The organism is Acinetobacter parvus DSM 16617 = CIP 108168, assembly GCF_000368025.1.
In the GTDB taxonomy this organism is placed as follows: domain Bacteria; phylum Pseudomonadota; class Gammaproteobacteria; order Pseudomonadales; family Moraxellaceae; genus Acinetobacter; species Acinetobacter parvus.
In genome coordinates, this window is record NZ_KB849212.1 from 1,145,004 (window position 1) to 1,171,077 (window position 26,074).

Annotated in this window: 30 protein-coding genes and 3 pseudogenes; 11 read left to right on the forward strand and 22 right to left on the reverse strand. The window is 43.6% G+C overall.

The window, feature by feature from the left end:
* Window positions 1–3 precede the first annotated feature (3 nt).
* The 18 genes and pseudogenes from rplF to F988_RS12135 form a co-directional block, all read right to left on the reverse strand.
* Window positions 4–537 carry a 50S ribosomal protein L6 gene (gene rplF / locus F988_RS12050; protein WP_004678579.1) on the reverse strand — a complete coding sequence of 178 codons (534 nt, stop codon included), beginning with the start codon at window positions 535–537 and terminating at the stop codon, window positions 4–6.
* Between the two features lie 13 nt (window positions 538–550).
* Window positions 551–946, reverse strand: a complete 396-nt coding sequence (rpsH, locus tag F988_RS12055) for a 30S ribosomal protein S8 (RefSeq protein ID WP_004678580.1) — start codon at window positions 944–946, stop codon at window positions 551–553.
* An 11-nt stretch (window positions 947–957) separates the two neighbouring features.
* Window positions 958–1,263 (reverse strand): 30S ribosomal protein S14, encoded by a 306-nt coding sequence (rpsN, locus tag F988_RS12060; protein WP_004660360.1) that lies wholly within the window; start codon window positions 1,261–1,263, stop codon window positions 958–960.
* A 9-nt stretch (window positions 1,264–1,272) separates the two neighbouring features.
* Window positions 1,273–1,809, reverse strand: a complete 537-nt coding sequence (rplE, locus tag F988_RS12065; RefSeq protein ID WP_004678582.1) for a 50S ribosomal protein L5 — start codon at window positions 1,807–1,809, stop codon at window positions 1,273–1,275.
* Between the two features lie 15 nt (window positions 1,810–1,824).
* Window positions 1,825–2,142 (reverse strand): 50S ribosomal protein L24, encoded by a 318-nt coding sequence (gene rplX / locus F988_RS12070; protein ID WP_004678584.1) that lies wholly within the window; start codon window positions 2,140–2,142, stop codon window positions 1,825–1,827.
* A gap of 9 nt (window positions 2,143–2,151) precedes the next feature.
* Window positions 2,152–2,520 carry a 50S ribosomal protein L14 gene (gene rplN, locus F988_RS12075; protein ID WP_004657680.1) on the reverse strand — a complete coding sequence of 123 codons (369 nt, stop codon included), beginning with the start codon at window positions 2,518–2,520 and terminating at the stop codon, window positions 2,152–2,154.
* A gap of 92 nt (window positions 2,521–2,612) precedes the next feature.
* Entirely contained in the window at window positions 2,613–2,870 is a 258-nt protein-coding gene (rpsQ, locus tag F988_RS12080) for a 30S ribosomal protein S17 (protein WP_004678586.1), read from the reverse strand.
* Complete coding sequence (rpmC, locus tag F988_RS12085) at window positions 2,867–3,064, reverse strand: 50S ribosomal protein L29 (protein ID WP_000849927.1); 198 nt, start codon at window positions 3,062–3,064, stop codon at window positions 2,867–2,869. Before rpmC ends, rpsQ begins: the two co-directional genes overlap by 4 nt.
* A complete protein-coding gene (rplP, locus tag F988_RS12090) occupies window positions 3,064–3,477 on the reverse strand; it encodes a 50S ribosomal protein L16 (protein ID WP_004683271.1) in 414 nt (137 codons plus the stop codon). The genes rpmC and rplP overlap by 1 nt, the downstream gene beginning before the upstream one ends.
* Window positions 3,417–4,236, reverse strand: a pseudogene (gene rpsC, locus F988_RS12095) (30S ribosomal protein S3). Before rpsC ends, rplP begins: the two are co-directional and overlap by 61 nt.
* A 1-nt stretch (window position 4,237) precedes the next feature.
* Window positions 4,238–4,567, reverse strand: a complete 330-nt coding sequence (gene rplV / locus F988_RS12100) for a 50S ribosomal protein L22 (RefSeq protein ID WP_004683272.1) — start codon at window positions 4,565–4,567, stop codon at window positions 4,238–4,240.
* A gap of 11 nt (window positions 4,568–4,578) precedes the next feature.
* A complete protein-coding gene (gene rpsS / locus F988_RS12105; RefSeq protein ID WP_004678590.1) occupies window positions 4,579–4,854 on the reverse strand; it encodes a 30S ribosomal protein S19 in 276 nt (91 codons plus the stop codon).
* A 13-nt stretch (window positions 4,855–4,867) separates the two neighbouring features.
* Window positions 4,868–5,692 (reverse strand): 50S ribosomal protein L2, encoded by an 825-nt coding sequence (gene rplB / locus F988_RS12110; RefSeq protein ID WP_004678591.1) that lies wholly within the window; start codon window positions 5,690–5,692, stop codon window positions 4,868–4,870.
* Window positions 5,693–5,703: 11 nt separating this feature from the next.
* Complete coding sequence (gene rplW, locus F988_RS12115; RefSeq protein ID WP_004678592.1) at window positions 5,704–6,024, reverse strand: 50S ribosomal protein L23; 321 nt, start codon at window positions 6,022–6,024, stop codon at window positions 5,704–5,706.
* Window positions 6,021–6,623 (reverse strand): 50S ribosomal protein L4, encoded by a 603-nt coding sequence (gene rplD, locus F988_RS12120; RefSeq protein ID WP_004683274.1) that lies wholly within the window; start codon window positions 6,621–6,623, stop codon window positions 6,021–6,023. The genes rplW and rplD overlap by 4 nt, the downstream gene beginning before the upstream one ends.
* An 11-nt stretch (window positions 6,624–6,634) precedes the next feature.
* Complete coding sequence (gene rplC, locus F988_RS12125) at window positions 6,635–7,273, reverse strand: 50S ribosomal protein L3 (RefSeq protein ID WP_004683276.1); 639 nt, start codon at window positions 7,271–7,273, stop codon at window positions 6,635–6,637.
* A gap of 57 nt (window positions 7,274–7,330) precedes the next feature.
* Window positions 7,331–7,642: a 30S ribosomal protein S10 gene (gene rpsJ, locus F988_RS12130; protein WP_000070912.1), complete on the reverse strand. Its 312-nt coding sequence runs from the start codon at window positions 7,640–7,642 to the stop codon at window positions 7,331–7,333.
* A 226-nt stretch (window positions 7,643–7,868) separates the two neighbouring features.
* Window positions 7,869–8,597, reverse strand: coding sequence for a type 1 glutamine amidotransferase (locus tag F988_RS12135; protein ID WP_004678598.1), 729 nt, complete (start codon window positions 8,595–8,597; stop codon window positions 7,869–7,871).
* A gap of 167 nt (window positions 8,598–8,764) precedes the next feature.
* Here F988_RS12135 and F988_RS12140 point away from each other — a divergent pair, with 167 nt between their 5' ends.
* The 6 genes and pseudogenes from F988_RS12140 to F988_RS15490 all read left to right on the forward strand — a co-directional run bounded on the left by F988_RS12140 (window position 8,765) and on the right by F988_RS15490 (window position 14,936).
* Window positions 8,765–9,958: a PLP-dependent transferase gene (locus F988_RS12140; RefSeq protein WP_004683277.1), complete on the forward strand. Its 1,194-nt coding sequence runs from the start codon at window positions 8,765–8,767 to the stop codon at window positions 9,956–9,958.
* 19 nt (window positions 9,959–9,977) lie between these two features.
* Window positions 9,978–11,558: a helicase HerA-like domain-containing protein gene (locus F988_RS12145; protein ID WP_004683278.1), complete on the forward strand. Its 1,581-nt coding sequence runs from the start codon at window positions 9,978–9,980 to the stop codon at window positions 11,556–11,558.
* A gap of 143 nt (window positions 11,559–11,701) precedes the next feature.
* Window positions 11,702–12,913 carry an NO-inducible flavohemoprotein gene (gene hmpA, locus F988_RS12150; RefSeq protein WP_004683279.1) on the forward strand — a complete coding sequence of 404 codons (1,212 nt, stop codon included), beginning with the start codon at window positions 11,702–11,704 and terminating at the stop codon, window positions 12,911–12,913.
* Window positions 12,914–12,992: 79 nt separating this feature from the next.
* Window positions 12,993–13,445, forward strand: a complete 453-nt coding sequence (locus tag F988_RS12155; protein WP_004660334.1) for an RrF2 family transcriptional regulator — start codon at window positions 12,993–12,995, stop codon at window positions 13,443–13,445.
* Window positions 13,446–13,519: 74 nt separating this feature from the next.
* A complete protein-coding gene (gene yihA, locus F988_RS12160) occupies window positions 13,520–14,296 on the forward strand; it encodes a ribosome biogenesis GTP-binding protein YihA/YsxC (RefSeq protein WP_004683281.1) in 777 nt (258 codons plus the stop codon).
* Window positions 14,297–14,425: 129 nt separating this feature from the next.
* A pseudogene (locus F988_RS15490) lies at window positions 14,426–14,936 on the forward strand (metal-dependent hydrolase).
* Between the two features lie 54 nt (window positions 14,937–14,990).
* On the opposite strand, the gene F988_RS12175 reads toward F988_RS15490, so the two are convergent.
* Both F988_RS12175 and F988_RS12180 read right to left on the reverse strand, forming a co-directional pair.
* Window positions 14,991–16,232 carry a dicarboxylate/amino acid:cation symporter gene (locus F988_RS12175; RefSeq protein ID WP_004683286.1) on the reverse strand — a complete coding sequence of 414 codons (1,242 nt, stop codon included), beginning with the start codon at window positions 16,230–16,232 and terminating at the stop codon, window positions 14,991–14,993.
* A gap of 134 nt (window positions 16,233–16,366) precedes the next feature.
* Window positions 16,367–17,239 carry an acyl-CoA thioesterase gene (locus tag F988_RS12180; RefSeq protein WP_004683288.1) on the reverse strand — a complete coding sequence of 291 codons (873 nt, stop codon included), beginning with the start codon at window positions 17,237–17,239 and terminating at the stop codon, window positions 16,367–16,369.
* A 357-nt stretch (window positions 17,240–17,596) separates the two neighbouring features.
* On the opposite strand from F988_RS12180, the gene plsB reads away from it, so the two are divergent.
* A complete protein-coding gene (gene plsB, locus F988_RS12185; RefSeq protein WP_004683289.1) occupies window positions 17,597–20,152 on the forward strand; it encodes a glycerol-3-phosphate 1-O-acyltransferase PlsB in 2,556 nt (851 codons plus the stop codon).
* 247 nt (window positions 20,153–20,399) lie between these two features.
* Here the strand turns inward: plsB and F988_RS15760 are convergent.
* A pseudogene (locus tag F988_RS15760) lies at window positions 20,400–20,588 on the reverse strand (hypothetical protein); the annotation flags it as partial.
* A gap of 122 nt (window positions 20,589–20,710) precedes the next feature.
* The gene (locus F988_RS12195; RefSeq protein WP_004683291.1) at window positions 20,711–21,529 is read right to left on the reverse strand and encodes an NAD(P)H-binding protein; all 819 of its coding nucleotides are present in this window, start codon (window positions 21,527–21,529) and stop codon (window positions 20,711–20,713) included.
* Between the two features lie 18 nt (window positions 21,530–21,547).
* On the opposite strand from F988_RS12195, the gene recG reads away from it, so the two are divergent.
* From recG to F988_RS12215, 4 genes are all read left to right on the forward strand, one after another.
* Window positions 21,548–23,593 carry an ATP-dependent DNA helicase RecG gene (recG, locus tag F988_RS12200; protein WP_004683292.1) on the forward strand — a complete coding sequence of 682 codons (2,046 nt, stop codon included), beginning with the start codon at window positions 21,548–21,550 and terminating at the stop codon, window positions 23,591–23,593.
* Window positions 23,586–24,269 (forward strand): amidophosphoribosyltransferase, encoded by a 684-nt coding sequence (locus F988_RS12205; RefSeq protein ID WP_010589144.1) that lies wholly within the window; start codon window positions 23,586–23,588, stop codon window positions 24,267–24,269. The genes recG and F988_RS12205 overlap by 8 nt, the downstream gene beginning before the upstream one ends.
* A 217-nt stretch (window positions 24,270–24,486) precedes the next feature.
* Window positions 24,487–25,503 (forward strand): CorA family divalent cation transporter, encoded by a 1,017-nt coding sequence (locus F988_RS12210; RefSeq protein ID WP_004673037.1) that lies wholly within the window; start codon window positions 24,487–24,489, stop codon window positions 25,501–25,503.
* 1 nt (window position 25,504) lies between these two features.
* Window positions 25,505–26,056: a hypothetical protein gene (locus tag F988_RS12215; RefSeq protein ID WP_004683293.1), complete on the forward strand. Its 552-nt coding sequence runs from the start codon at window positions 25,505–25,507 to the stop codon at window positions 26,054–26,056.
* Window positions 26,057–26,074: the final 18 nt, after the last annotated feature.

Below are 26,074 nucleotides of genomic sequence, written 5' to 3' on the forward strand. Positions count from 1 at the left end.
GCCTTATTTCTTCTTAGCTTCTTTACGAAGAATAACTTCATCCGAATAACGAACACCTTTACCTTTATATGGTTCAGGAGAACGGTACGCACGGATTTCCGCTGCCACTTGACCTAACAACTGCTTGTTTGCTGATTTCAGGATGATTTCAGTCGCAGTTGGAGTTTCCGCTGTTACCCCTTCAGGTAAAGCGTAGTCAATTGGGTGTGAGTAACCGAGTGCCAGGTTAACAACGTCACCTTTCACCGCAGCTTTATAACCAACACCAACGAGCTGTAACTTACGTTCGAAGCCTTCGCTAACACCTTTTACAAGGTTATTCAATACAGCGCGAGCAGTACCAGCCTGCATCCAGGCATCTTTCGACTCTTTCACTGGAGCAAGTTGAAGTTTACCTTCTTCCTGTTTAAGCTCGACCAGCGCATGCAGGTTGAAAGACAATGTACCTTTGCTGCCTTTCACTTCGACCTGCCGGCCGTTCTGAGTAACTGTTACACTATTAGGTACAGTTACTGGGGCTTTAGCCACACGAGACATGAGGAATCACCTATTAAGAAACAAAAGCAATAACTTCACCACCAATGCCCGCAGCACGTGCAGCGCGATCAGTCATGATGCCTTTGCTTGTAGAAACAATTGCAATACCTAAACCTTGCTTAACGCTTGGAAGTTTATCTTTACCACGGTATTGGCGAAGACCTGGACGGCTTACGCGCTTAACCACTTCGATAACTGGTTTGCCTTCGAAATATTTTAACGTAATAGTCAAAGTAGATTTTGTCTCTTCTTGAGCCACTTCTACGTTTGAAATATAACCTTCTTGTTGAAGTACGTTTGCAATAGCAACTTTCAACTTAGAAGAAGGCATAGAAACAGTTTGTTTCTTTGCCATTTGTGCGTTACGAACACGGGTTAGCATGTCGGCAACGGTATCTTGCATACTCATTTAGTCGCTCCTTACCAGCTTGCTTTAACAACGCCTGGTACATCACCCTGCATTACTGTATCGCGTAATTTGTTACGGCTTAAACCGAACTTACGGAAGTAACCATGAGGACGACCAGTTAAACCACAGCGGTTACGAAGACGTACTGGAGATGCATTACGTGGTAATGCTTGTAACTTCATCATCGCTTCGAAACGTTCTTCGTCACTTGCATTTACGTTTGCAATCGTTGCTTTTAATTCAGCACGTTTTGCAGCGTATTTAGCAACTGTCTTTTCGCGTTTCAATTCGCGATTAATCATACCTTTCTTAGCCATATCGACCTCTTATTTGAACGGGAAGCCGAATGCACGCATAAGCGCACGGCCTTCGTCATCGCTACGAGCAGTGGTCGTAATCGTGATGTCTAAACCACGGATACGATCAATTTTGTCAAAATCGATTTCAGGGAAAACGATCTGCTCTTTTAAACCCATAGAGTAGTTACCACGACCATCAAATGATTTCGAAGAGAAACCACGGAAGTCACGGATACGAGGGATTGCGATCGAGATCAAACGATCCAGGAATTCGTACATTTGGTCGCCACGTAAAGTAACTTTACAACCAATTGGCCAACCATCACGGATTTTGAAACCAGCGATTGATTTACGCGCAAGGGTCACAACTGGCTTTTGACCAGCAATGAGTTGCATATCAGCCACAGCACCTTCCAATAATTTCTTATCAGTTGCAGCTGCGCCTACACCCATGTTCAGGGTGATTTTAGTGATGCGAGGAATCTCCATCACATTCTTAATGCCAAGTTCTTCTTTTAACTTCGCTTTAAGTTCGTCATTGTAACGTGCTTTAAGTCTGGCCATTGCCTTTTCAACCTATTACTTCGCTGCCGCCACTGATTCACCATTTGATTTATAAACACGAGTTTTCGTGCCATCAATCACTTGGTAACCAACACGGTCAGCCTTTTGGGTTGTAGCATTAAAAATTGCCACGTTTGAAATATGAAGCGTCGCCTCTTGTGTTACGATGCCGCCTTCAGCGCCAGTAGCACGGTTTGGTTTTTGATGCTTCTTCACTAAGTTAAGGCCTTCAACCTTAACTCGGTCTTCAGAAACAGACAAAACAGTACCCTGTTTGCCTTTTTCTTTACCTGCGATCACAATTACTTGATCGCCTTTTTTAATCTTAGCCATGATTGCCTCTTATAGAACTTCAGGAGCCAATGAAATGATTTTCATGAACTGTTCAGTACGAAGTTCACGAGTCACTGGTCCGAAGATACGAGTCGCAATCGGAGCTTTGTTGTTGTTCAAAATAACAGCAGCGTTATCGTCGAAACGAATCACTGAACCGTCTGGACGACGGATGCCAAATTTTGTACGAACAACTACAGCATTCATCACGTCACCTTTTTTAACACGTGCGCGTGGAATTGCTTCTTTTACAGTAACTTTAATAATGTCGCCAACAGAAGCATAACGACGATGTGAACCACCTAGTACTTTGATACATTGTACGCGGCGTGCACCACTGTTGTCTGCTACGTCGAGCATACTTTCGGTTTGAATCATTGCCCTACTCCAAAACCGAGCATCACCGGTCGCAATTTCGAAAGGCTCAAAGAGTACTCGAAATTGTCCGATGATGCAACAAGAACGTCTAATTACTCAGCAGCTGCTTCAACGACTTCCACTAAAGCCCAAGCTTTAGTTTTAGAAATTGGGCGGCTTTCTTTGATGGTCACCAAGTCGCCAGTTTTAGCAACATTGTTCTCATCATGAGCGTGTAGTTTAGTTGAACGGCGGATTGATTTGCCATACAACGGGTGTTGAACACGGCGTTCAATAAGCACAACAATAGACTTGTCCATTTTGTCGCTTACAACACGGCCTGTTAACGTGCGGACTGTTTTTTCACTCATTGTCCGTTCCCCTGTTTTTCGGTAAGGAGTGTCTTAATACGAGCAATTGTTTTACGAGCAATTTGCACTTCGTGCGATTTGCCTAGTTGACCAGTTGCTTTCGCCATACGAAGACGGAATTGGTTAAGCTGTTGCTCATCAAGCAACGCTTTCAACTCTTCTACCGACTTTTCACGTAGATCTTTAGTTTTCATTACATCACCGTCCGAGTCACGATAGTGGTTTTAAACGGGAGTTTAGCGGCAGCCAATTCAAAAGCTTCACGCGCCAACTCGTCGCTCACACCTTCAATTTCGTACAGGATCTTACCTGGCTGAATCTGACACACCCAGTATTCCACGCTACCCTTACCTTTACCCATACGAACTTCTAATGGTTTTTCGGTAATTGGTTTGTCTGGGAATACGCGGATGAAGATTTTACCACCACGCTTAATACGACGGCTAATGGTACGACGGCAAGCTTCAATCTGACGCGCAGTCATGCGACCACGTTCAGTTGCTTTAATTGCAATCGAACCAAATGATACTGTACTACCACGATGCGCTAGACCAGTGTTACGGCCTTTGTGCATTTTACGGAATTTGGTACGTTTAGGTTGCAACATGGATTATTCTCCCTTGTCAGCAGCACGGTCATTACGACGTCCACGACGTTGTTCCTGACCTTCACCACGACCACGACCACGTTTAGCTGGACGTTCTTCAGCAGGAGCAGGGTTCATGACTTGTTTCATGCCACCCAGGATCTCACCACGGAAAATCCATACTTTAACGCCGATCGTACCGTAAGTTGTTTCTGCACGCATAGTTGCATAGTCGATGTCCGCACGAAGCGTATGCAAAGGTACACGACCTTCACGATACCATTCGGTACGAGCGATCTCTGCACCACCTAAACGGCCAGAAACTTCAACTTTGATACCTTTTGCGCCAGCACGCATGGTGTTTTGAACCGCACGTTTCATAGCACGACGGAACATTACACGTTTTTCCAATTGAGAAGCGATAGCTTCAGCAACTAGACGTGCGTCCAAGTCTGGGCGATCAATTTCATTGATGCTAACTTGAGCTGGAACACCCATAATATTGGTGAGTTCGCGCTGTAATTTCTCAATATCTTCGCCTTTTTTACCGATCACGATACCAGGACGAGCAGTGCTAATTGTTACTTTAGCAGCGCCTGTAGGGCGTTCGATAAGAATATTGCTGATCATCGCGTTCTTAAGTTTTTTAGTTAAAAACTCACGAACCTGAAGATCTTTAAGCAAGTATTCAGCGTATTGTTTCGGACTCGCATACCAGTTAGCGTTATGGCGTTTCACAACACCCAGGCGGATACCGATTGGATGAACCTTCTGACCCATATCAAACCCCTACCTTAACGGTGATGTGACAAGTACGCTTAGTAATACGGTCTGCACGGCCTTTGGCACGTGGCAGGATACGTTTAAGGCTCATGCCTTCATCAACGTAGATCGTAGTTACTTTAAGGTCATCAACATCTAAGCTGTTGTTGTGTTCAGCATTGGCGATTGCAGACTCAAGTGCCTTTTTCACAAGCACAGCCGCTTTCTTGTTGCTGAAGTTTAAAATATCTAGCGCGCGCGCAACCGATTTACCACGGATCAAATCAGCAACTAAACGTGCTTTCTGTGCCGAGATAGCGGCACCGCGTAATTTTGCAGTTACTTCCATCATAGCACCTATTAACGTTTAGACTTCTTATCAACACCGTGACCACGATAGGTACGAGTTGGCGCGAATTCACCTAGTTTATGACCAACCATGTGTTCAGTGATAATCACTGGAACGTGGTTACGGCCATTGTGAACAGAAATTGTTAAACCAACAAAGTCTGGCAGGATCATTGAACGACGTGACCAAGTTTTGATCGGCTTACGGTTGTTTGCAGCAATTGCCGCTTCAACTTTAGCGAACAGGTGCGCGTCGACGAATGGACCTTTTTTTAATGAACGAGGCATTAGTCAGATTCCTTTACTTGACGCGACGGTCGCGAATAATCATCTTAGTCGTACGCTTATTGGTACGTGTCTTGTACCCCTTCGCTTTTTGACCCCATGGGCTTACAGGTTGAATACCCTTGCTACGCCCTTCACCACCACCGTGCGGGTGGTCAACTGGGTTCATTGCCATACCACGTACGGTAGGACGAACACCACGCCAGCGTGAAGCACCAGCTTTACCCAATGAACGTAGGTTGCTTTCCTGGTTAGAAACTTCACCAATGACAGCGCGACATTCAACGTGGATTTTACGCATTTCACCAGAACGTAAACGAACGATAGCGTAAGAACCATCACGACCCAACAATTGAACTGAAGTACCAGCAGAACGTGCTAACTGAGCACCTTTACCGATTTTAAGTTCAAGGTTGTGAAGTGTAGAACCGATTGGCATGTTGCGAAGTGGTAAGCAGTTACCTGGACGAATTGGAGCATCGTTACCAGATTGAACTTTATCACCAGCACGTAAGCCTTTAGGTGCAATGATGTAACGACGTTCACCGTCAGCATATTTCAACAAAGCAATATGCGCTGTACGGTTAGGATCGTATTCGATGCGCTCTACAGTCGCTGGAATACCATCTTTGTTACGTTTAAAGTCAACAATACGGTAGTTTTGTTTATGACCACCACCCACATGACGTGTAGTGATGTGACCATTGTTATTACGACCACCAGTACGTTTTTTAGCTTCTACCAACGGTGCATAAGGCGCGCCTTTGTGAAGATGGTCATGAACCACTTTCTCTACAAAGCGACGTCCTGGAGACGTTGGCTTACATTTTTGAATTGGCATAATTTTCGTCCTTATTCCGCTGCGTTGTCAGCGGTATCGCCCAAGTCAGCCATTTCAACATCTTGGCCAGCTTTCAGGGTGACGTATGCTTTTTTAACATCAGAACGGCGTCCCAATGTCTTACCAAAGCGTTTTGCTTTACCCTTGGTGATTGTTGTGTTTACTTTAACAACTTCAACACCAAAGAGTTGTTCAACTGCTTTCTTGATTTCAAGCTTGTTTGCATTTAATGCAACCTTAAACACCTGAACACCAGCAGTATCACCTAAAACTTGTGCTTTTTCTGAGAATACTGGTCCTTGTAGGACTTGATATAGACGTTCGTTGTTCATCCGAGTTCTACCTCAATTTTCTTAGCAGCAGCTACAGACATGACAACTTTATCGAATGCGATCAAGCTAACAGGATCAATTGCAGTTGCATCTACCACATCAACGTGTGGAAGGTTGCGCGCTGCAAGATATAAGTTCTCATCTACAGCATCTGTAACGATCAATGCACGAGTTGCATTCAAGTCGTTCAATTTAGCAAGCAAGTCTTTGGTTTTAGGAGCAGCAACAGCAAACTCTTCAACCAATACAAGACGATCCTGGCGAACAAGTTCAGCCAAAATACATTGCATTGCACCGCGATACATCTTACGGTTTACTTTTTGAGACCAATCCTGTGGGCGAGCAGCAAAAGTTTTACCACCACCAACCCAGATTGGGCTACGAATAGAACCCGCACGAGCGCGACCAGTACCTTTTTGACGAAATGGCTTTTTACCACCACCAGAAACATCTGCACGTGATTTGTGAGCACGAGTACCTTGACGGCCACCAGCTAGGTAAGCTGTAACAACCTGATGTACAAGAGCTTCGTTAAATTCACGACCAAAAGCAACTTCTGATAATTCAACCGCAGCGCCAGAAACAGTTTTTAAATTCATTCTATTTCACCTTACGCTTTGATGGTAGGACGTACAATCACGTCACCATTCGTTGCACCAGGAACAGCACCTTTAACAACTAAAACAGAACGTTCAGCGTCAATAGATACAATTTCAAGACCTTGAACTGTTACGCGTTCATCACCTAGGTGACCAGCCATTTTCTTGCCTTTGAACACGCGACCAGGAGTCTGGTTTTGACCTGTAGAACCTAATACACGGTGAGATACAGAGTTACCATGTGTAGCGTCTTGCGTACGGAAGTTCCAACGCTTAACACCACCCTGGAAGCCTTTACCTTTAGACTGACCAGTTACGTCAACAATTTGACCCACTGTAAACAAGTCAACACCGATAGAACCACCAACTTCACGGCCTTCAAGCTCAGCTTCAGTAACACGAAACTCTTTAACCAGACGACCAGCAGCAACACCCGCTTTCGCGAAGTGGCCTTTCTGAGCGTTCGTTACGCGCGATTCGCGACGTTCACCAGTAGTTACTTGAATTGCTTGATAACCATCAGTTTCAAGTGTTTTGATTTGCGTAATGCGGTTTGGATCGACTTCGATCACTGTTACTGGAACAGAAACACCTGCTTCAGTAAAGATGCGAGTCATACCACATTTGCGACCGACTAAACCAATAGCCATGTGCATAAACCTCTAAAAAAGCGGCCTAATTAACTTAGAGTTAATTAACCGAAAGCCTTAACCCAAAGCGATCTGAACATCAACACCAGCAGCAAGATCCAACTTCATCAATGCATCAACAGTTTTATCTGTTGGTTGAACGATATCGATCAAGCGTTTATAAGTGCGGATTTCATACTGATCACGAGCGTCTTTGTTGACGTGTGGTGAAGTAAGAACGTTGAAGCGTTCGATGCGAGTAGGCATCGGGATTGGACCACACACCTGTGCGCCAGTACGCTTAGCGGTTTCTACGATCTCTTGAGCAGATTGATCAATCAGGCGATGATCAAAAGACTTCAAACGGATACGAATTCTCTGGTTAGACATACCAGTAAACTCCAAGCCAAATATATAAAGAATCACCCATGACGCACCTCACCTTTCGGCAAGTGTCAAGGGCAGTGAAATTCACTAAGGTCGTGATCGATGCCACGACTGTAATGCGTTGACTACTTTCTTCGTAGAAAACGCCCTCCATTTGAGGGTCGCCCATTATAGCGACTGTTTAAGTCTTATGCAATTCTTCTTTTCTTTTTTTGGTTTTAAAGCCCGCCTATGCGCTCACCACATAGTCAATCGCCTGATTCAGCAGGGTATTGCCCTGTTCAAATTTGCTTTGATTGGATTTTTTCAACTCTGCAATGGATTGCACATACTCCCCCTTAAATACTGCCATATCCTCCTCATTTTCAATCAATAGCTGTAATGCATGTGGTGTCATTTCTGGGTGGAACTGGAAACCCAGAACATTCCGTCCTATTTGATAAAGCTGGTTACGACACACCCTGTTTTCCGCTAGACGCACACCACCTTTAGGAATTTCAAAGGTTTCACTATGCCATTGCATAATGTTAATCTTCTCGGGAATTTGGAAGCAATCTTCTGGAACGGAAGATGCCCTCCCTACATCCATCCAGCCCAGTTCCTGCTGAGGATTACGACTCACCGCCGCGCCCAGTGCATTGGCAATGAGCTGCCCACCCAGACACAACCCTATCGCAGGCTTGCCTGCGGCCAGATAGCGACGCAGCCAGCGTTTCTCCAGCCTGAGCCACGGATAGTTTGCCTCGTCGTTGACACTCATGGTTCCACCCATAATGATCAACAGGTCAACCTCATCCACACGGGGCAATGCCTCCAACTCAAGGGGTAAATCGACGGGCAAAGCAAAGAATTCTGTAGCGGTAATTTTTGCTTTATGTGCTTTCAGGAAGCTATAGCAACTTCCAAAACCCTCACCTGCAATGTGCTGAAAATAATGCACTCTTAAATGCGACTTCATGCGCCAAAACCTGTTATCGTTAGAATGATAATTAGTCTTAGCAAAAATAAAGCCAGTTTTGTGCTAACTCCCCACTCTGTACCGATTCTGTACAAAATATGCAAACCACTGGCAGGATTGTGTATTTTCTCTTAACCTAAACCATTATATTGCCTAGATTTTGCCCCATGACGACACATAATCATGCTCAGACCGATCTTATCCATGCACCACGCCAAGCTCCCCAATACATAGAAACCATCCAGCCTCCCCTATTTCGTGCATCTACTATTATTTTTAAAACCACGGCGCACCTTTTTGACCGTCACTGGACCGATCCCTACGACTATAGTTATGGCACACATGGTACTCCAACCACTTTCACCTTAGCCGACAATATTGCCCAGATTGAGGGTGGAAAATATTGCCTACTTGCTCCAAGCGGATTATCTGCAATTAATTTGGTAAACAGTGCTTTTTTAAGCTCAGGTGATGAAGTTTGGGTTGCAGATAATATTTATGGCCCGAATCTGGAACACTTAAAGAATCTGCAAGACCGCTATGGCATTCAGGTCAAGATTTACAACCCAATTGATGCGAATAGCTTTCAGCCAACAGAAAAAAGTAAACTGATCTGGCTTGAAGCAGCAGGTTCAGTCACGCTGGAATTTCCCGATTTAAAAAATCTGGTTAGAAAAGCGCAACAAGCCAATGTTTTGACTGTTTTGGATAACACATGGGGTGCAGGACTGGCTTTTAATGCCTTTGATTTTTCTGATGAACATTTAGCGGTCGATATCACCGTGCATGCACTCACCAAATACCCAAGTGGCGGCGGCGATATTCTCATGGGTTCAGTCGTGACCTGTGATCAACAGTTACATCACAAGCTCTATCGCATGCATGCCACTCAAGGTATCTCCGTTTCAGGTGATGATACCGCACAAATCCAGCGTAGTCTGGCGCATATGTCACTGCGTTATGAACAGCAGTCAAAAAGTGCCTTGGCCTTATTAGACTGGTTAAAACACCAACCCCAATTCACTCAGGTACTGCATCCAGCCTATCCAGATTCCGCAGGTCATTCATTCTGGACAGAGGTTTGCACCACAGGCAAAAGTGCAGGCTTGGTCAGTGTTATTTTTAAACCTGAATTTGATATTACTGCGATTCGAAAATTCTGCGATAGCTTAAACTTATTCAAGTTGGGATTTAGTTGGGGCGGCCCTGTCAGCCTTGTTATGCTTTATGATTTAAAACAGATGCGAGAACTAGAAAATACACATTTACAACAAGGTTTATTGGTTCGCTTCTGCATAGGACTAGAACATCCACAAGATTTAATCCAAGATATTCAAAACGCATTAAAACAGCTCGAGTGAGATAAAGAATAGGTGAAGAATGAGTACACCCATCGTTATTGCTAAAAAAACCACAGATACCACCCAAGATATTGTTTTACATTCGCAATTTGCCAATCGGCACGGTTTGATTGCAGGGGCAACAGGCACAGGTAAAACCGTGACCCTCAAGGTGCTAGCCGAAAGTTTCTCCCGTCTCGGGGTGCCTGTGTTTTTGGCTGATGCAAAAGGAGATGTTTCCAGTTTAGCCAAGGCAGGTGTAAGCAGTCCCAAGTTTGGTGAACGTCTCAAAACACTAAACATTGAATCGGTGCCTTTTGCTGCATCACCCGTAATGTTCTGGGATTTGTTTGGTCAGCAGGGTCATCCAATTCGCACCACCATTTCGGAAATTGGTCCGTTATTGTTGGCGCAGATGCTGAATCTGAATGACACCCAGGAGGGTGTGCTCTCGGCAGTTTTCCGTATTGCTGATGATCAGGGTTTATTGCTGATTGATTTTAAAGACCTTAAAGCAATGCTGACCTATGTCAGCGAAAATGCAGCCGAATTAAAAGCCGAATATGGCAATCTTTCTCCTGCTAGTCTTGGGGCGATTCAACGTAATTTATTGGCGTTAGGTGATCAAGGTGGAGAACAATTTTTTGGTGAACCCAGCCTGAATATTCTGGATTTCATCCAGACAGACAGCAATGGTCAGGGCTATATCAATATCCTCGCTGCGGATAAATTGATGAATACCCCTAAACTATACGCCACATTCCTGTTATGGATGCTCTCTGAACTGTTTGAACAGCTCCCTGAAGTGGGTGATATGGACAAGCCTAAACTGGTGTTCTTCTTTGATGAAGCGCATTTATTGTTTGATAATGCCAGCCCAGCCTTACAAGAAAAAATTGAACAGGTGGTCCGCCTGATTCGCTCCAAAGGTGTGGGGATTTATTTTATTACCCAAAACCCACTGGATTTGCCTGAAAGCGTTTTGGGCCAACTGGGTAACCGTGTGCAACATGCGCTACGTGCCTTTACCCCAAAAGATCAAAAGGCGGTCAAAACCGCAGCGGATACCTTTCGAGCCAATCCCGAATTTAAAGTTGAACAAGCCATTACCGAACTTGCTGTAGGTGAAGCATTAATTAGTTGTTTAGATGAACAAGGCACACCGCAAATTGTAGAACGTGCTTGGGTCATGCCACCTTACTCTTCATTTACGCCAATCACGCCAGAAGAACGCCAAGTGATTATTGGGCAAAGTATTGTCGCAGGGGTTTATGATCAGGCAGTGGATCGAGACAGCGCCTATGAAATGTTGCAACAAAAAGTTGAGCAACGTCAGCAACAAGCGGCAGCAGCAGAACAAGCTAAAATTGAAGCCAAGGAAGCTGAAGTACGCGCCAAGCAAGAGGCTAAAGAAGCCGAAGCACTCGCCAAACAACAAGCGCGCGAGCAAGAGCGTCTAGCCCGCGAACAGCAAAAAGAAGCAGAACGCATTGCCAAACAGCGTGAAAAACTGACTCAGGATATTGTGGGTACCTTTGCCAAAAGCGCAGCACGAAGTTTAGGCGGCTCTACAGGTCAAAAGATCGTTCGCGGTTTACTGGGTTCATTATTTGGCAAATAAAAATCTTTATTATTTTAAAAATCAGGGGATAATCAGTTATCCCCTAGTTTTTTTATGGTTTTAGTCAAAACAGATCTTGCAAATAAATTTTATAAGGTATATTTTAAATACATCTTATAAATGATAGCCAAGAGAGATCACCCATGACTCCGCAGCAAATTGACCTTGTAAAAGCAACTGTACCTGTACTCCGTGAAAATGGTGTGGCACTCACTGGTTACTTTTACAACCGTATGTTAGGTAATAACCCTGAATTAAAAGAAACCTTCAATATGGGGCATCAACGTAGTGGTGCACAAGCACAAGCACTTGCGGGTGCTGTACTAGCTTATGCGGAAAATATTGAGGACCCATCTGTGCTGTTGCCTGTGGTTGAACTCATTGCCCATAAGCATGTCAGCCTGAATATTCAATCACCTGATTACAGTATTGTGGGTGAGAATCTACTGCACTCTATCAGTGAAGTACTGAATATCTCGATGGAAGATCCATTGATTGATGCATGGGCTGCCGCTTATGGTCAATTAGCTGACTTATTTATTAGCACTGAAAAAGCCATTTATGATCAACATCAACAAACCAAAGGCAGTTGGTTAGGCTGGCGTAATTTCAAAATTGCCAAAAAAGTAGTTGAAAGCGATGAAATTACTTCATTCTATCTAGCTCCTGTAGATGGTGGTGAATTACCAAAATATGAAGCAGGTCAATATATTTCAGTTCGCGTGTTTGTGCCTGAACTCAATTTAAGACAACCACGTCAATATACGCTTTCAACCAGCCCTCAAGCAGATTACTTACGTATTTCAGTTAAACGTGAAGATGAAAAGGGTGAGTTAGCAGGTGGCTGGGTATCTAGTACGTTGCATGGTTTGGCTGAGGGTTCAGAAATTGAAGTTTCTGCACCAACAGGTAACTTCTATTTAATTGATAGCAGCAAACGTAATGTATTTATTAGTGGTGGTGTAGGTTTAACGCCAATGATTGCAATGCTCAATCAATTGGTGACTTTAGATATGCCGCAACCTGTAAGCTTTATTCATGCTTGCCGCAGCAGCCAAGTGCATGCCATGAAAAAGCATATCCATGAACTAAAAGCAAAATATCCACGCCTGAGCACATTTACTGCCTATGAGTTCCCACATGAAAGTGATGTGCTAGGTGAAGATTATGACGTTGCTGGCCGTCTGGATTTAGCAGCGATGGATGCCGCTTTACTGCCAATCAATGCAGACTATTATCTGTGTGGTCCAATGCCATTTATGGCAGAGCAGCATAAAGCTTTAGTTGCTCGTGGCATCCCTGCTGAAAATATCCATAGCGAAGCATTCGGTACGGGTGGCGTAAAACTCAGCTAATCGGTGCTGCGTTTTGCATAGGGCTAGTCTATGTTAGACTAGCCCTTTCTGTTTAAAGCAATAAATTGAGTGAAAACCCATGCAACTCAATAAGTTTACTGATTATGCACTCAGAATCTTAATGTATGTCGCTCGTCCGAGTGATGTACCGTATACGATTGCAGATATTGCACGGGACCTGCATGTATCCCAAAACCATTTAGTGAAAATCGTTCACTTCATGGGAAAACAGCATTGGATTGTAACGATTCGCGGCAAAGGTGGTGGACTTCGTTTAAATCCAGAGGCTAAAAGTCTAAAATTAGGTGAGATTGTTCGTATCTTACAAGGCAATCATCAAATCGTAGAATGTAATACGCCACCTTGCGTTTTGCGCTCTCATTGCGGACTTAAAAGTATTTTGGATCAAGCTTTAGAATGTTTTTATCAAAGCCTTGATCAATATACCCTTGGAGAAGTGGTGCAATATGGCATTCTTCCCTCTTCTACAAATTCAAATATTGATTTTTTACAACTCGTTCAAAAAGCCTAAACATCAAGATTCGCACGAATCTCTCACATCCTTTATAATACTTGTTGCTATTTCAATTCAAAAAGTAAGCTTCTATGCGTCGTAGTGAAAAATCGAAAGACACCAAAGCCAAACTCGCACCTAAACAAAAAATCAGTTATGAAAAAAAGACTGATCCTGCTGTAACCGCATATGCAGTGCAGTCTTTGACTTGGTTACGCCAAGCTGAATTTTTGATGAGTGCGCCTAAACTGGATTTGTGCGTAGAAGATACAGGTTATGAAATCGCATTTGCAGGTCGTTCCAATGCAGGAAAATCGAGTGCAATTAATGCTTTAACTAATCAAAAGCAACTCGCACGCGCTTCAAAAAGACCAGGTCGCACGCAAATGATCAACTTTTTTAGCTTAGGTAGTCCAGATCAACGTTTGGTCGATTTACCAGGTTATGGTTATGCAGCCGTCCCTGAAGCCATGAAAATCGTATGGCAGAAAGAACTTGAGAACTATCTAATCCATCGTAAAAGCTTACAAGGCTTGGTACTTTTGATGGACATCCGACATCCATTACAACACTTTGACTTAATGATGCTGGAATGGGCACATTCACGTCATTTGTTTGTGCATATCCTGCTTACTAAAGCAGATAAATTAAACCGTGGCCCTGCCAATAAAGTACTATTAGAAATTAAGCAGCAGTTGAAGAAAATGAAACTTGATTTCTCAATTCAATTATTCTCTTCACTCAATCGAATTGGTTTAGAAGAATTGGCAAGCGTCATGGGTGGTCGTTTAAATTTCACACTTGATCAACCAGCAGAATTTGACCTTGATCAGATCCCAGAAGCTTCAGAAATAGACGTAGAAGAATAAATAATGCATTTTATGCAACTTGATGCATAAAATGATTTTTAATTGTCCTGTATTGCTAAACACAAGCACTAGGTAGTTTTCATATACTGCTTAGTGTTGGTTCATTGCACTATCGATTAGGACTAAACGATGAAATTATTATCATTTGTGAAGAACAAAGTCCTTGGTTCTTCGATTAACTATAAAATTCTCCCACGCAAGGTAAAATTTGACTGGGAAAACACACCCGTAGACTGGATTCCCAACCAGCCTTTTGCCAGTTATTTTATTAACGAAATCAATAATATTTTGCCTGCTGGTGAGTTCTGGTTTTGCCGCTAACAAAGTTATTACATGAGTGTAGCTGTAATCGTGGGTGTACTTGGTTTATGGGTTGATGGCGCGGCACATATCATGGGGCAAGACCCTCGTTTTGCCGACAAAAAACCGAGCTTATTTAGACCATGGGTTTGGATGGAATGGTACAAAATTGGTCGTCAAGATAATCAGGTTTTACCAAATCCAATTTGGTTAGTCGCTCAACAAATCGACTATCTCATGCCTTGGTATAATCCTGTGAAAGAAGCTAATACTCAAGATGCTGGTGAATTATTTAAATAATTCACCAGCAGCAAAACGCGCTTTACAACAAGCTGCATAAGCATTGCAATAAAAAAGCAGGAGTCTTCTCCTGCTTTTTATTTTTTAAATCGCATCAACTTGATTCAACTTCTGCTTGCTTAGCATAACGATCAACAACAACGCTGATCATCATATCCCCCTGTACATTCACTACTGTTCGTACAGTATCTAATACTCGATCAATCGGTAATAAAATCGCAATCGCTTCCGCAGGCAAACCAACTGATTGTAAAACCATAATCATGGTCACCATACCTGCGCTGGGAATACCTGGTGCTCCCAATGAAGCAATCATGGCAGTTAAACATACAATAATTTGCTGTGTTAAACTCAAGTCCAAGCCCATCAAATTTGCAATAAATAAAGCGGCAGCTGCCTCATAAAGTGCAGTACCATCCATATTTAATTGTGTTCCTAAAGGAATCACAAATCCTGCCGTCTGTGGTCGCACACCTAAATTTTCTTGTGCACATTTCATACTGAGTGGCATCGTCGCGGAACTTGAACTGGTCGCAAATGCAGTGACCAAAGCAGTACGTGCACCTTTAAAGAAAGTGATTGGATTCATTTTGCCAAAAATCCAAAGTAATGCCGGCAAAACAACAGCACCGTGGAAAATCGTTGTTCCTGTGACAACCACTGCGAATTCCACTAAACGACTTAATACGGAAAGATCTTCGGTCGCGATCAATTTAGCCAGCAGCGCAAAAATACCGATTGGCGCTAGCTTCATCACCCAACCCACAAGCATCATCATCATAACAAAGAATTGTTGGCAGGTATTGCGAACCAAGCTAAAGCTTTCACCCCCTTTGACTAATGCGACTCCAAGGAATAACGCAAAAACCACAACTGCAAGTACATTACCCTCACTCAATGCTTTAAAAGGATTAATCAAAGTATTTTGGATAAAACTGGTCAGAAAGCTTGAAGGCGTCAGCGTATCTGGCGTCTGGTGGTTTTGCATGGCTTCTTGGAAGATTTGAATATCTACGCCTTTGCCTACTTCAAATAGATGTGCGCAACTGATTCCTAAAATCAAAGCTAAGGTTGTTGTCGTGAGACAACTTAATGCTGTAATTTTCCAAACTCGTCCAAATTGTCCACCAGCCTGTAAATTTGAAACACCCACAACGATCGAACTAAAAATAAGTGGGATAAGCAACATTTTTAGTAAACCAATAAAAATACTGCTTAAAATCCCTAGCCCATACAAACTATGTTCAGCAAAACTAGTCTGCGGATACAAAGTTAAGAAGAACCCATATATAACACCCAGTACGGCTGCGATTAGAATTTGTGTATTTAAATTCATGCTGATTAATAAAATATTTTAGCTTATGGATACTATGGCACGCTCATATTGAAGAATCGAGCAATTTTTCTCACAACCTTATGACAAAAAAGCCATCTAAACGATGGCTTTAATTTGAGTTTTTCAGCTCTAATTTACTGGGTTTCAATTTCTCTCAATCGAATTAACCCCTCTTGTACAGTGCTACATACCAGCTGACCATTCTGCCACATGCGTCCAAAATTAAGACCACGTGAACTAGCACTAATCGTTGCTTCCATATCGTAAAGCATCCAATCATCAGCACGTAACGGGCGATGGAAATAAATGGTGTGATCAATGCTTGCACATTGTAAATTTGGCGAAATCCAAGATAACCCGTGTGGACGCAGTGCGGTGGTCATCAAAGTAAAGTCTGAATAAAATGCAACGATGGCTTGATGTAATGACACGTCATCAACATTTTCTGCAATACGATCATGGGTACGAATGTAGTGCGCATAATATGGTGCTTCAGGCTGCGGCTGAAAAGGATTAACTGGTCGAGTTGGTCTGATTTCCACATGACGTTCGCGCATAAAACTGGTACGTGCATTTTCTGGAACGAAATTGAGCATACTTTCTTTTAATTCTTTCTCAGACTTCAGCTCTTCAGGACTCGGATACTCTGGTTCTTTATGTTGATAATTTAAGCCTTCTTCTGGATTGGCAAAAGATACCATGGCCGAGAAAATTGTACGTCCATGCTGGATCGCACGCACTTGTCGACTTGCAAAACTTTTACCATCTCGCAATGGATCAACTTCATAAATGATGGGTGCATCGACATCACCACCATATAAAAAATAAGCATGCAACGAATGAGCTGGACGATCTGTAGTATAGGATGCGGCCCTTAACGCCTGCCCTAGCACCTGCCCACCAAATACCCGTTTACCGACCAGATTGCGACTATTGCCTCGGAAAATATGTTCTTCAATCCGTTCCAGCGTCAATAATTCAACGAGTTCTTGAGTCAAAGCATTCATGTAACCACCTTCCAACACCAATGAGGAGAAATCAACCCAGGCATAAGGACAGCTATAGTGCCACAATAAAACACTGTTTCTAGCTCATGCACAGGGCAAAGTCAGGACAATTCAGATCAATCGTTATGAGCAGCCTGACTTGATTGTGCCATAAATTCCCATAAATATACTCAGGATAAAATGATTTGTCCGTCACATTGTTCTTGTTTATAACCGCTAAAAATACGATTTTTAACGATAAAATCTACCAAATACGCTATATTTTGTCAGAAAATAACATATCGTTTTATGTCAGAATAACGCAGAATGTCGTGCTCATCATGGCTTACTGTCAGGATTATGATTTAGGAGTCTGTAATGTCCAAGACTGGATTTGGTCAAATGTATCGCCAACTTTCGAGTAAGTTACTTGACCTTGTGGTCACCCCACATGTTCTTGGTGAAGTTCCTACAGAATCAACAACAACTGAGCAAAGCACACCAGATTCAAATAAAGTGATTTGCTATGTACTACAAAATTATTCACGTAGTAATGCTTTGGTAGTTGATGGTGAAACGCGTCGCCTTCATCTAAAGCCAGCTTTAGATGCCATGAGTTTTGGAACTTATCATGAAAAAAACTCGATTCTATTTTTACATCAAAATGAAAATAACTTTTTTAATACTCAAACATATCCCCCACGCCTTCTACAGTTGATCGAAGCATTAGAACAAAATCAAGAAGTAGATGTTCAATTAGTTCCCGTTACAGTACTTTGGGGACGTTCACCAGATAAAGAGGATTCATGGTTTAAACTGTTGTTCTCCGATACCTGGGCAACGCCTGGGACAGTCAAACAACTGGTCAATATTGGTCTACATGGTCGTGAGTCTTATTTAGAGTTCCATGCACCGCAATCCTTGCGTGAACTGGTAGATTATGCCAAGAGACATCATCCAAACATCTCTCCTGCCACGTATATCGCAAGTTCACTAGATCGCTACCTAGACCAGCAACGCGAAGTGGTACTGGGTCCTGACTTGTCAGACCGCCGCAACGTGATGCAGTCTATCATTAAGGCACCCGATGTACAGGATGCCATCCGTCGTGAAAGCATTCAGCATAAAATCAGCATGCTTGAGGCAGAACGCCGCGCAATTGGCTATGTCAATGAAATCGTTTCTGATTATTCAGCGTCAGCAGTACGCTTCGCAGATATGGCTTTAACACGATTATGGACACAACTGTATGACGGCGTTGAAGTTCATAATTTCAGTACGGTTCGCGAACTTGCGAAAGATTATGAAATTATTTACACACCATGCCACCGTAGCCATATTGACTATTTATTATTGTCCTATGTGATTTATAAACGTGGCTTGATGATTCCATATATTGCTGCGGGTGATAACCTAAACCTACCTTTTGTAGGTCAGTTATTACGTGGAGGTGGTGCATTTTTCATACGCCGATCTTTCCGCGGAAATGCACTATATACATCTGTACTCAAAGAATATTTATACAGCATTCTATCACGCAATACGCCTATCGAGTACTTCATTGAAGGTGGTCGTTCACGTACCGGTCGCTTGCTACCACCGAAGACAGGCATGCTTGCAATGACCATTCATGGTCATTTACGCGGTCGCGCCAAGCCAATTGTTTTTGTTCCAACATATATCGGCTACGAACGCCTGATGGAAGGTTCAACTTATGTCGGTGAGATGCAGGGTAAGCCAAAAGAAGCAGAATCAATTTTTGGCATCGTCAAAACTTTACGTAAAATTGAAAGAATTTTTGGCAAGGTACACGTCAATTTTGGTGAACCTGTTTTCCTTGATGATATTTTAAAGCAGCATAATGCAGATAAAATTCAGATCGAAAAAAATGATGCGCCAATTCCAGCAGAAATTTCCAGTGTGGTGTCAAGCTCAGCCAACCTGATTCTGGAAAACATCAACCGTGCGGTGGTGATCAACCCTGTTTCCCTGCTTTCGCTGATCTTGTTGGCAACGCCAAAACATACGCTGGATGAGGAGATTTGTGCAAAACAGCTCGACATTTACCGTGATCTGGCCACCCAGCAACCTTATGATGAGCGCACTCAAGTCACCTCATTATCGGGCAAGGAAATCATTGCCTATGGCATGAAGCTCAAACTGATCAAGCGCGTACAGCATGTGTTGGGCGATATTATTGCAATTGAGGACAATCAGGCGGTCTTGCTCACCTATTTCCGCAACAATATCCTGCATGCTTTCGTACTACCATCACTGGTTGCGTCACTGGTTGAGCACAACGGTAAAATTAACAAGACCGATTTAAGCAACGTCATCCGTACCCTGTATCCATTCCTGAAAGCTGAACTGTTCATGAAATGGCAGCCAGCTGAACTGCAACAGCATATTGATAGCTACATCAATGCGCTGGTACAGATTGGCCTGATCTTTCAGGACCATGATGGCAACCTGTTCAGCCCAACACCAAATAGCGAAGAACACCAGAAACTTGTGACCTTGGGATTGCCTGTGAAACAGAGCCTGGAACGTTATTACATGACGCTTGCGCTGATTACCCAGCGTGGTTCTGGCAATATCTCCACTAAACAGGTTGAGGAGCTGAGCCATTTATTGGGTCAACGTTTGTCTGTGCTGTACGAGTTCAACTCACCAGAGTTCTTTGACAAGGCACTGTTCCAAAGCTTTATTAAAGTGCTGACTCAGCAGAATTATATTCGCAATAATGAACAGGGCTTGATTGAATATGATGACAACTTTAGTGAAATGGCAGCAGGTGCCCAGTTGGTGCTTGACGAAGCGACCTTGCAGATGTTGCAGCACATCACCACATTCAGTGATGAGGAACTGGCGACAGCGCTGGAGGCAATGGCTTCACAACAGGCCAAACGCCGCTTGAAACGTAAAAAAGCTTAATATTGCAATTAATACCTCAAAGCAACTTCGCTTTGAGGTATTTTTATTTCCGACACTTTAGATATTGCAGATCGTCCAGACAACGCAGTCATCTGATCAGGTCAATAAAATAGGCATCGTAGTAACCTGAATCGACATAGCGGTTACGGATTTTTGCCAACAATGCCTCATAGCCCTCTGCACCAATGCCTGTTGTGGCGGATTGTTTTCAAGAATCCCGATTCTCTTGTTGTTTAACGGGGGAAACCTTGCTGATTTGAAAGGTTTTAAATTTCAACTGGACCTGACTTTGCTGTGCATACAGGTGAATATCCTGCAACCTGCGGCTAATATCGCCCTGAGTCCCCACAGGGTCAAATACACAGCAGACCTGTTCACTCGCCCAACTGTTTGTCGCAATCCATCCGAGAAGCACTGTATATATTATTTTTTTCATCGCTGACCTTTGCCCACTTTGCTGCAAACTCTGTGCATCATTCAAGCCATCTTGAAGATACACTGACATCCAATGGTAATAAAGGCCATATTCCGCATCACAACACTTGCAGTTTGATCGAATTATTCTGGATTGCCATGTGCCGACAAGGCCGCCGCATAGTCATTAAAGCAAATCAAATGGTCAAATTTAAAATCCATTTCCATCAGTCTGGTGGCATAAATGCGTTTCCCTGTCTGCTGTTCAGAGAGCAACCTCAACGCAGGCAAATCAAGCTGTTGCTGGAACCAGAGCAGGATTTCATGCATGGGTAAAGGCATGTTATTGGTGACGATATAGCTGGGCTGTGCATTCTCCACATCCATAAGTTGAGCCAAAAACCTTGCCAAATCATTAATATGGATACGGTTACTCAAATGAATGGCTGGGTAGGTTGATGTTTGCTCAGCCATTCGTTGCAGACGGGCCACTGATGTTCCATAAATCCCTGTTGGACGAACGATGATGCTCTGCTGTGGATAATGCATCTGCCACAACAACTCCATTTTCCGTAACAGCTTGCCCTGCTCATCGGCAGGCTGGATCAATGACTCATCATCAATCCTCTCCCCTGCATTTTCACCATAGACTCGTGTCGAAGAAACAATGATGATGCGCTGAACAGGATGTAACTTTAAGGCCTTGAGGATTGGCTCAACACTGTCCACATAGGTGTGCTGGTAGGCCTCGATTCCCTTTTGTGACGGAGCAAGCAACACATAGACCACATCAATCGGAGCAAATGCGGTCAGGTCGAGCTGGTGAATATCCTGTATCTCATGTGTCGCGTAACAATCTGTTTTTGCACTGCGACTAATTGTGCTAATGTGGTGACCCTGCTCAAATAAGTGTTTAGCAACACGTTGAGATGTTTTACCATAACCAATAAATAAAATATGCATACATATCCCTGACCAAAGATGACCTCAGTCCAGCAATTACAAGGCGTTGGTGCTGCCGCAGCGGCCCTGCTCGAAAAACTTCATATTTTTAGCACGGATGACCTGCTGTTTCATCTTCCGCGTGACTATGAAGATCGTAGCACGATTATTCCAATGAATCAGTTGGTGGTTGGGCGCAGTTACCTGCTTGAGGGTGAAGTCAGGTCTGTTGACTTTCCACCTGGCAAAAAGAAGTCACTGGCGGCATTGCTACAGGATGATTTTGGCAAGGTCACTTTACGTTTTTATCATATTTACAAGGGTCTGACCGACCGTATCAAGATTGGGCAACGCCTGCGGATTTTTGGCGAGGTTCGGGTCGGTGCACGTGGTCTGGAACTGTATCACCCTGAAATTCAGGTGATCCAGCAACATACTGCCTTACCCAAAACCCAGCTTACCGCAATCTACCCAAGTACCGAGGGCCTGACCCAGCCCAAACTACGGGAATATGTACGTCAGGCTTTACAGTACCATAGTGATGAGCTGGCTGAACTACTGCCTAAAAAATACAGTAACGGCTATGAGTTGAAAGAGGCTCTGCATTACATCCATGAGCCGCCAACCGATGCCAATATGTTGCAGCTTAATCAGGGTTCCCATCCTGCACAGCAACGGCTGATTTTTGAGGAGCTGGTTGCCCATCAGGTCAGTTTGTTGACGCGCCGTGCCTATATCCGCCAGATTGCCGCCCCGCGTTTTAACAGCAGCAAGGTTTTGGCAAAGCACTTACTGGATGGTCTACCATTTCAGATGACCAACGCCCAGAAACGGGTTTCCAAGGAAATATTGCACGACCTTAAACAGGATCAGCCAATGTTGCGTCTGGTACAGGGTGATGTCGGGGCAGGTAAAACCCTAGTTGCTGCAGTCGCTGCCTGTCATGCGCTGGAAGCGGACTGGCAGGTGGTCTTGATGGCACCGACGGAGATTCTTGCCGAGCAGCACTACTTAAACTTTAAACGCTGGTTTGAACCGTTGGGCATTGAGGTGGCATGGCTGTCAGGCAAACAGAAAGGTAAGGCACGCGCTCAGGCCGAACAACAGATCAAGCAGGGTCATGCCCAGTTGATTGTGGGCACTCATGCACTGTTTCAGGACAATGTCGAGTTTTCCAGACTCGGTCTAGTGATTATTGATGAGCAGCACCGTTTTGGGGTTGATCAACGGCTTGCCCTACGCAACAAAGGTACAGACCAGTTCACACCCCATCAGTTGGTGATGACTGCAACCCCAATTCCCCGCACGCTGGCTATGAGTGCCTATGGTGATCTGGACACCTCCATTATTGATGAACTGCCACCAGGACGTACCCCCATTCAAACTGTGACCATTCCACTGGATCGGCGCGAGCAGGTTCTGCAACGTATCGCAAGCAATTGTCGGGAGGGCAAGCAGGCCTATTGGGTCTGTACGCTGGTTGAACAGTCTGAAACGCTGGATGCACAGGCGGCCGAGGCCACCTATCAGGAAATTAAAGAGCGTTTTTCAGACATCAACATTGGGCTGGTGCATGGTAAAATGAAAGCAGATGAAAAACAGTCGGTTATGCAGGCCTTTAAGGACAATCAATTACAATTACTGATTGCCACCACGGTGATTGAGGTCGGCGTGGATGTACCCAATGCATCCATCATGGTGATTGAAAATGCAGAACGGCTGGGGCTGTCGCAACTGCATCAGCTCCGTGGTCGGGTAGGTCGGGGCGCAACCGCAAGTTTCTGCGCCCTACTCTATAAAACTCCATTGTCACAGAATGGACAGGAACGCCTTTCAATTTTACGGGAAAGCAATGACGGCTTTGTGATTGCTGAAAAGGATCTTGAAATTCGCGGTCCAGGTGAGTTGCTGGGCACCAAACAGACAGGCGATATCGGCTTTCGCGTGGCGCGTCTGGAACGTGATGACCATTTACTCAGCCAGGCACATTATGTGGCGGCACAAATCCTCAAGGATTATCCACAACATGCTGACGGCCTGCTCAAACGCTGGTTGCCTGAAGCTCCAAGATACGCTTATGTTTAAATTACTTGGCACATCCGTCCAACAGGTTTTTGATTATTGCACGCCATGTAGCCTGTGTGACATTGGGATCAAACAGCATTTTGGTGTTTGTCACAATTGCTGGCAACAACTGCCGTGGTTGAAACAGCACATTACCCGTAACCAGCAACAGGTATTTGTTGCCTGTCACTATCAATATCCGATTGACCGCATTATTCAACAGTTTAAATATGAGCAAAAACTGCATCATCAACGTTTATTGAATGGCCTGTTGCTACAACTCAAACTTCCCAGAGTTCAGGCCATTGTGCCAATGCCAATTTCCACAGATCGTTTGGTAGAGCGAGGTTTTAACCAAACCCTGTTACTGGCCAAAGCACTGGCACATAACCTGAATATTCCTGTCTGGCAGCCTGTACAACGTCTGGCACAACACTCACAAAAAGGCTTTTCGCGTCTGGAGAGGCTGGAAGACATTGAGCAGCAATTTATTAGCAATCCATCAGGAAAAATCCGCTATCGAAAAGTGCTGATTGTGGATGATGTGGTGACTACGGGAAGTTCCATTACCGCCTTGTCACAGGCATTGGAACAAATCGGCTGCCAACAAATCTATAGTGTGTGTTTGGCGGCCGCACAACATCGTGAGTCTAGCTTACAAGGTTTTGCTGACACCATGGAATCACCACCTCTTTAGTCAGTGGTGCCAATATTGTGGACTGATCATCCAAATAGAATTTATACAATTAAAACCGTTTTATATAACTGTCATGCTGCTAAAGTAGACTATGTAACAAGATTTTTAACAAAATAACGTTTAGGCAAGTGTTTTTCAGCCCATCCTTGTCTAAAATACACGCTGACTTTCTGTAAAATGCAGAAGGCCTTATATTGACTGCGCGAGGAAAAAAGACATGCTTGAAGCCTTTTATGCCACAGAGCGCGGTAGTCTAGAAGATGCAACAATCAATGGTGGATTTGATCTACACCCAGAGTTGGTTTGGATTGACCTAATTGCGCCATCCCAAGAAGAACAACAATGGGTTCTCGAGGCCTACGATCGCAATCTACCCACCCTAAAATCACTTGAAGACATTTCCTCATCAGCACGTTTTTATCGTGATGATGAAGGTATTTTACATATCAGTACTTACTTTCTCACCAAGAACAAAAATTTCCAGTCAGATCGAGAACAAGAAGATCTTGAAAATACCCTTGCAGCAACCGTACATACAGTTGCTTTCTTGCTTGAGAAAAACCGACTCATCACACTCCGTGGTGAAAAATTAGTCGCATTTCGAGCATTTCGAGCAAGAGCGAGACGTAATGATTATGAGATGGACTATAAAGATCCAGTTTGGATTTTATTAGGCTTATTGGAAGCTAAACTAGATGAACTTTCAGATATCTTAGAAGACACCCACCGTTATCTTGAAGAGTACTCCGCAGAAGTCCTGAATGATCATCACCGTGAACAAATTCTTGATCTTGACGACATGATCACAAACCTCGCGCATCAAGAAGATATGTTGGGAAAAGCACAACTCTGTCTTACAGACTTACGTCGTGTGTTGTCTTTTCTGTCACGTCCACGCGCCTTGGGTAGCCATATATATGATGCAGATATTCGAGAAATGAGTGAGGATGTTCGTTCTTTACTAGAACATAATGCGTTCCTGTTTCAAAAGCTTAAATTCTTACTCGATATCACCACTGGTTTTGCAAATACTGAAATGAATGAGACCTTTAAACGTTTCTCAATTTTACCAAGTATGCTTGCGCCACCGATGTTAATTGCCAGTATTTATGGCATGAACACCGATGTTTTGCCTTTTGCGCAAGGGGATACGAGCTTTTGGATTGTGATTACATTGGTTTTAACATTTTTAACTGGACCAACACTTTATTTCCGCTGGAAGAAATGGATTTAGCATGAAAGGCAATTCTCTTTTTTTGAGTATGCCTATTCTAGGATCGATTCTATTCCTTCCGACTGCTTTTGCTTGTGCACCGTATTCACCAGATGACGTGTTTATTGCACGTCTTCAAGCTGTTCAGAAGATAGCATCTACAGATCATTACCACTTAACTATAAGTAATTCCCATTTTATCTTCCAAGGCTTTAGAACATGGATAATGCGTTCAAAGCCGAAACAATGGCAGAGTCAGTTCCCACTTAAAAATATAAAGAAGAATGATTTAATCATTGGCTTAGCCTACGCCCCTGATCAAGCTAAACCACACAACTATACTGTGGCTTCTTTAGCACGGTTACAGTGTCAAAATAATATCCTATCTATAGACCAGCCAATTGTACCGTTCCTAGCGTGGAACCGAAAAAATAATAATTGTCATGATGACCACACCACATCCATAAAATTACTAGATGGTTTTTTAGCATACGATCAATCTTATTATCTCAAAAAATTACACACAAAATATCCAACTTGTCAGGCTCTTTTTTCAGCCTTTCCAAAATCATAAATATAAAAAAAGAGCTTT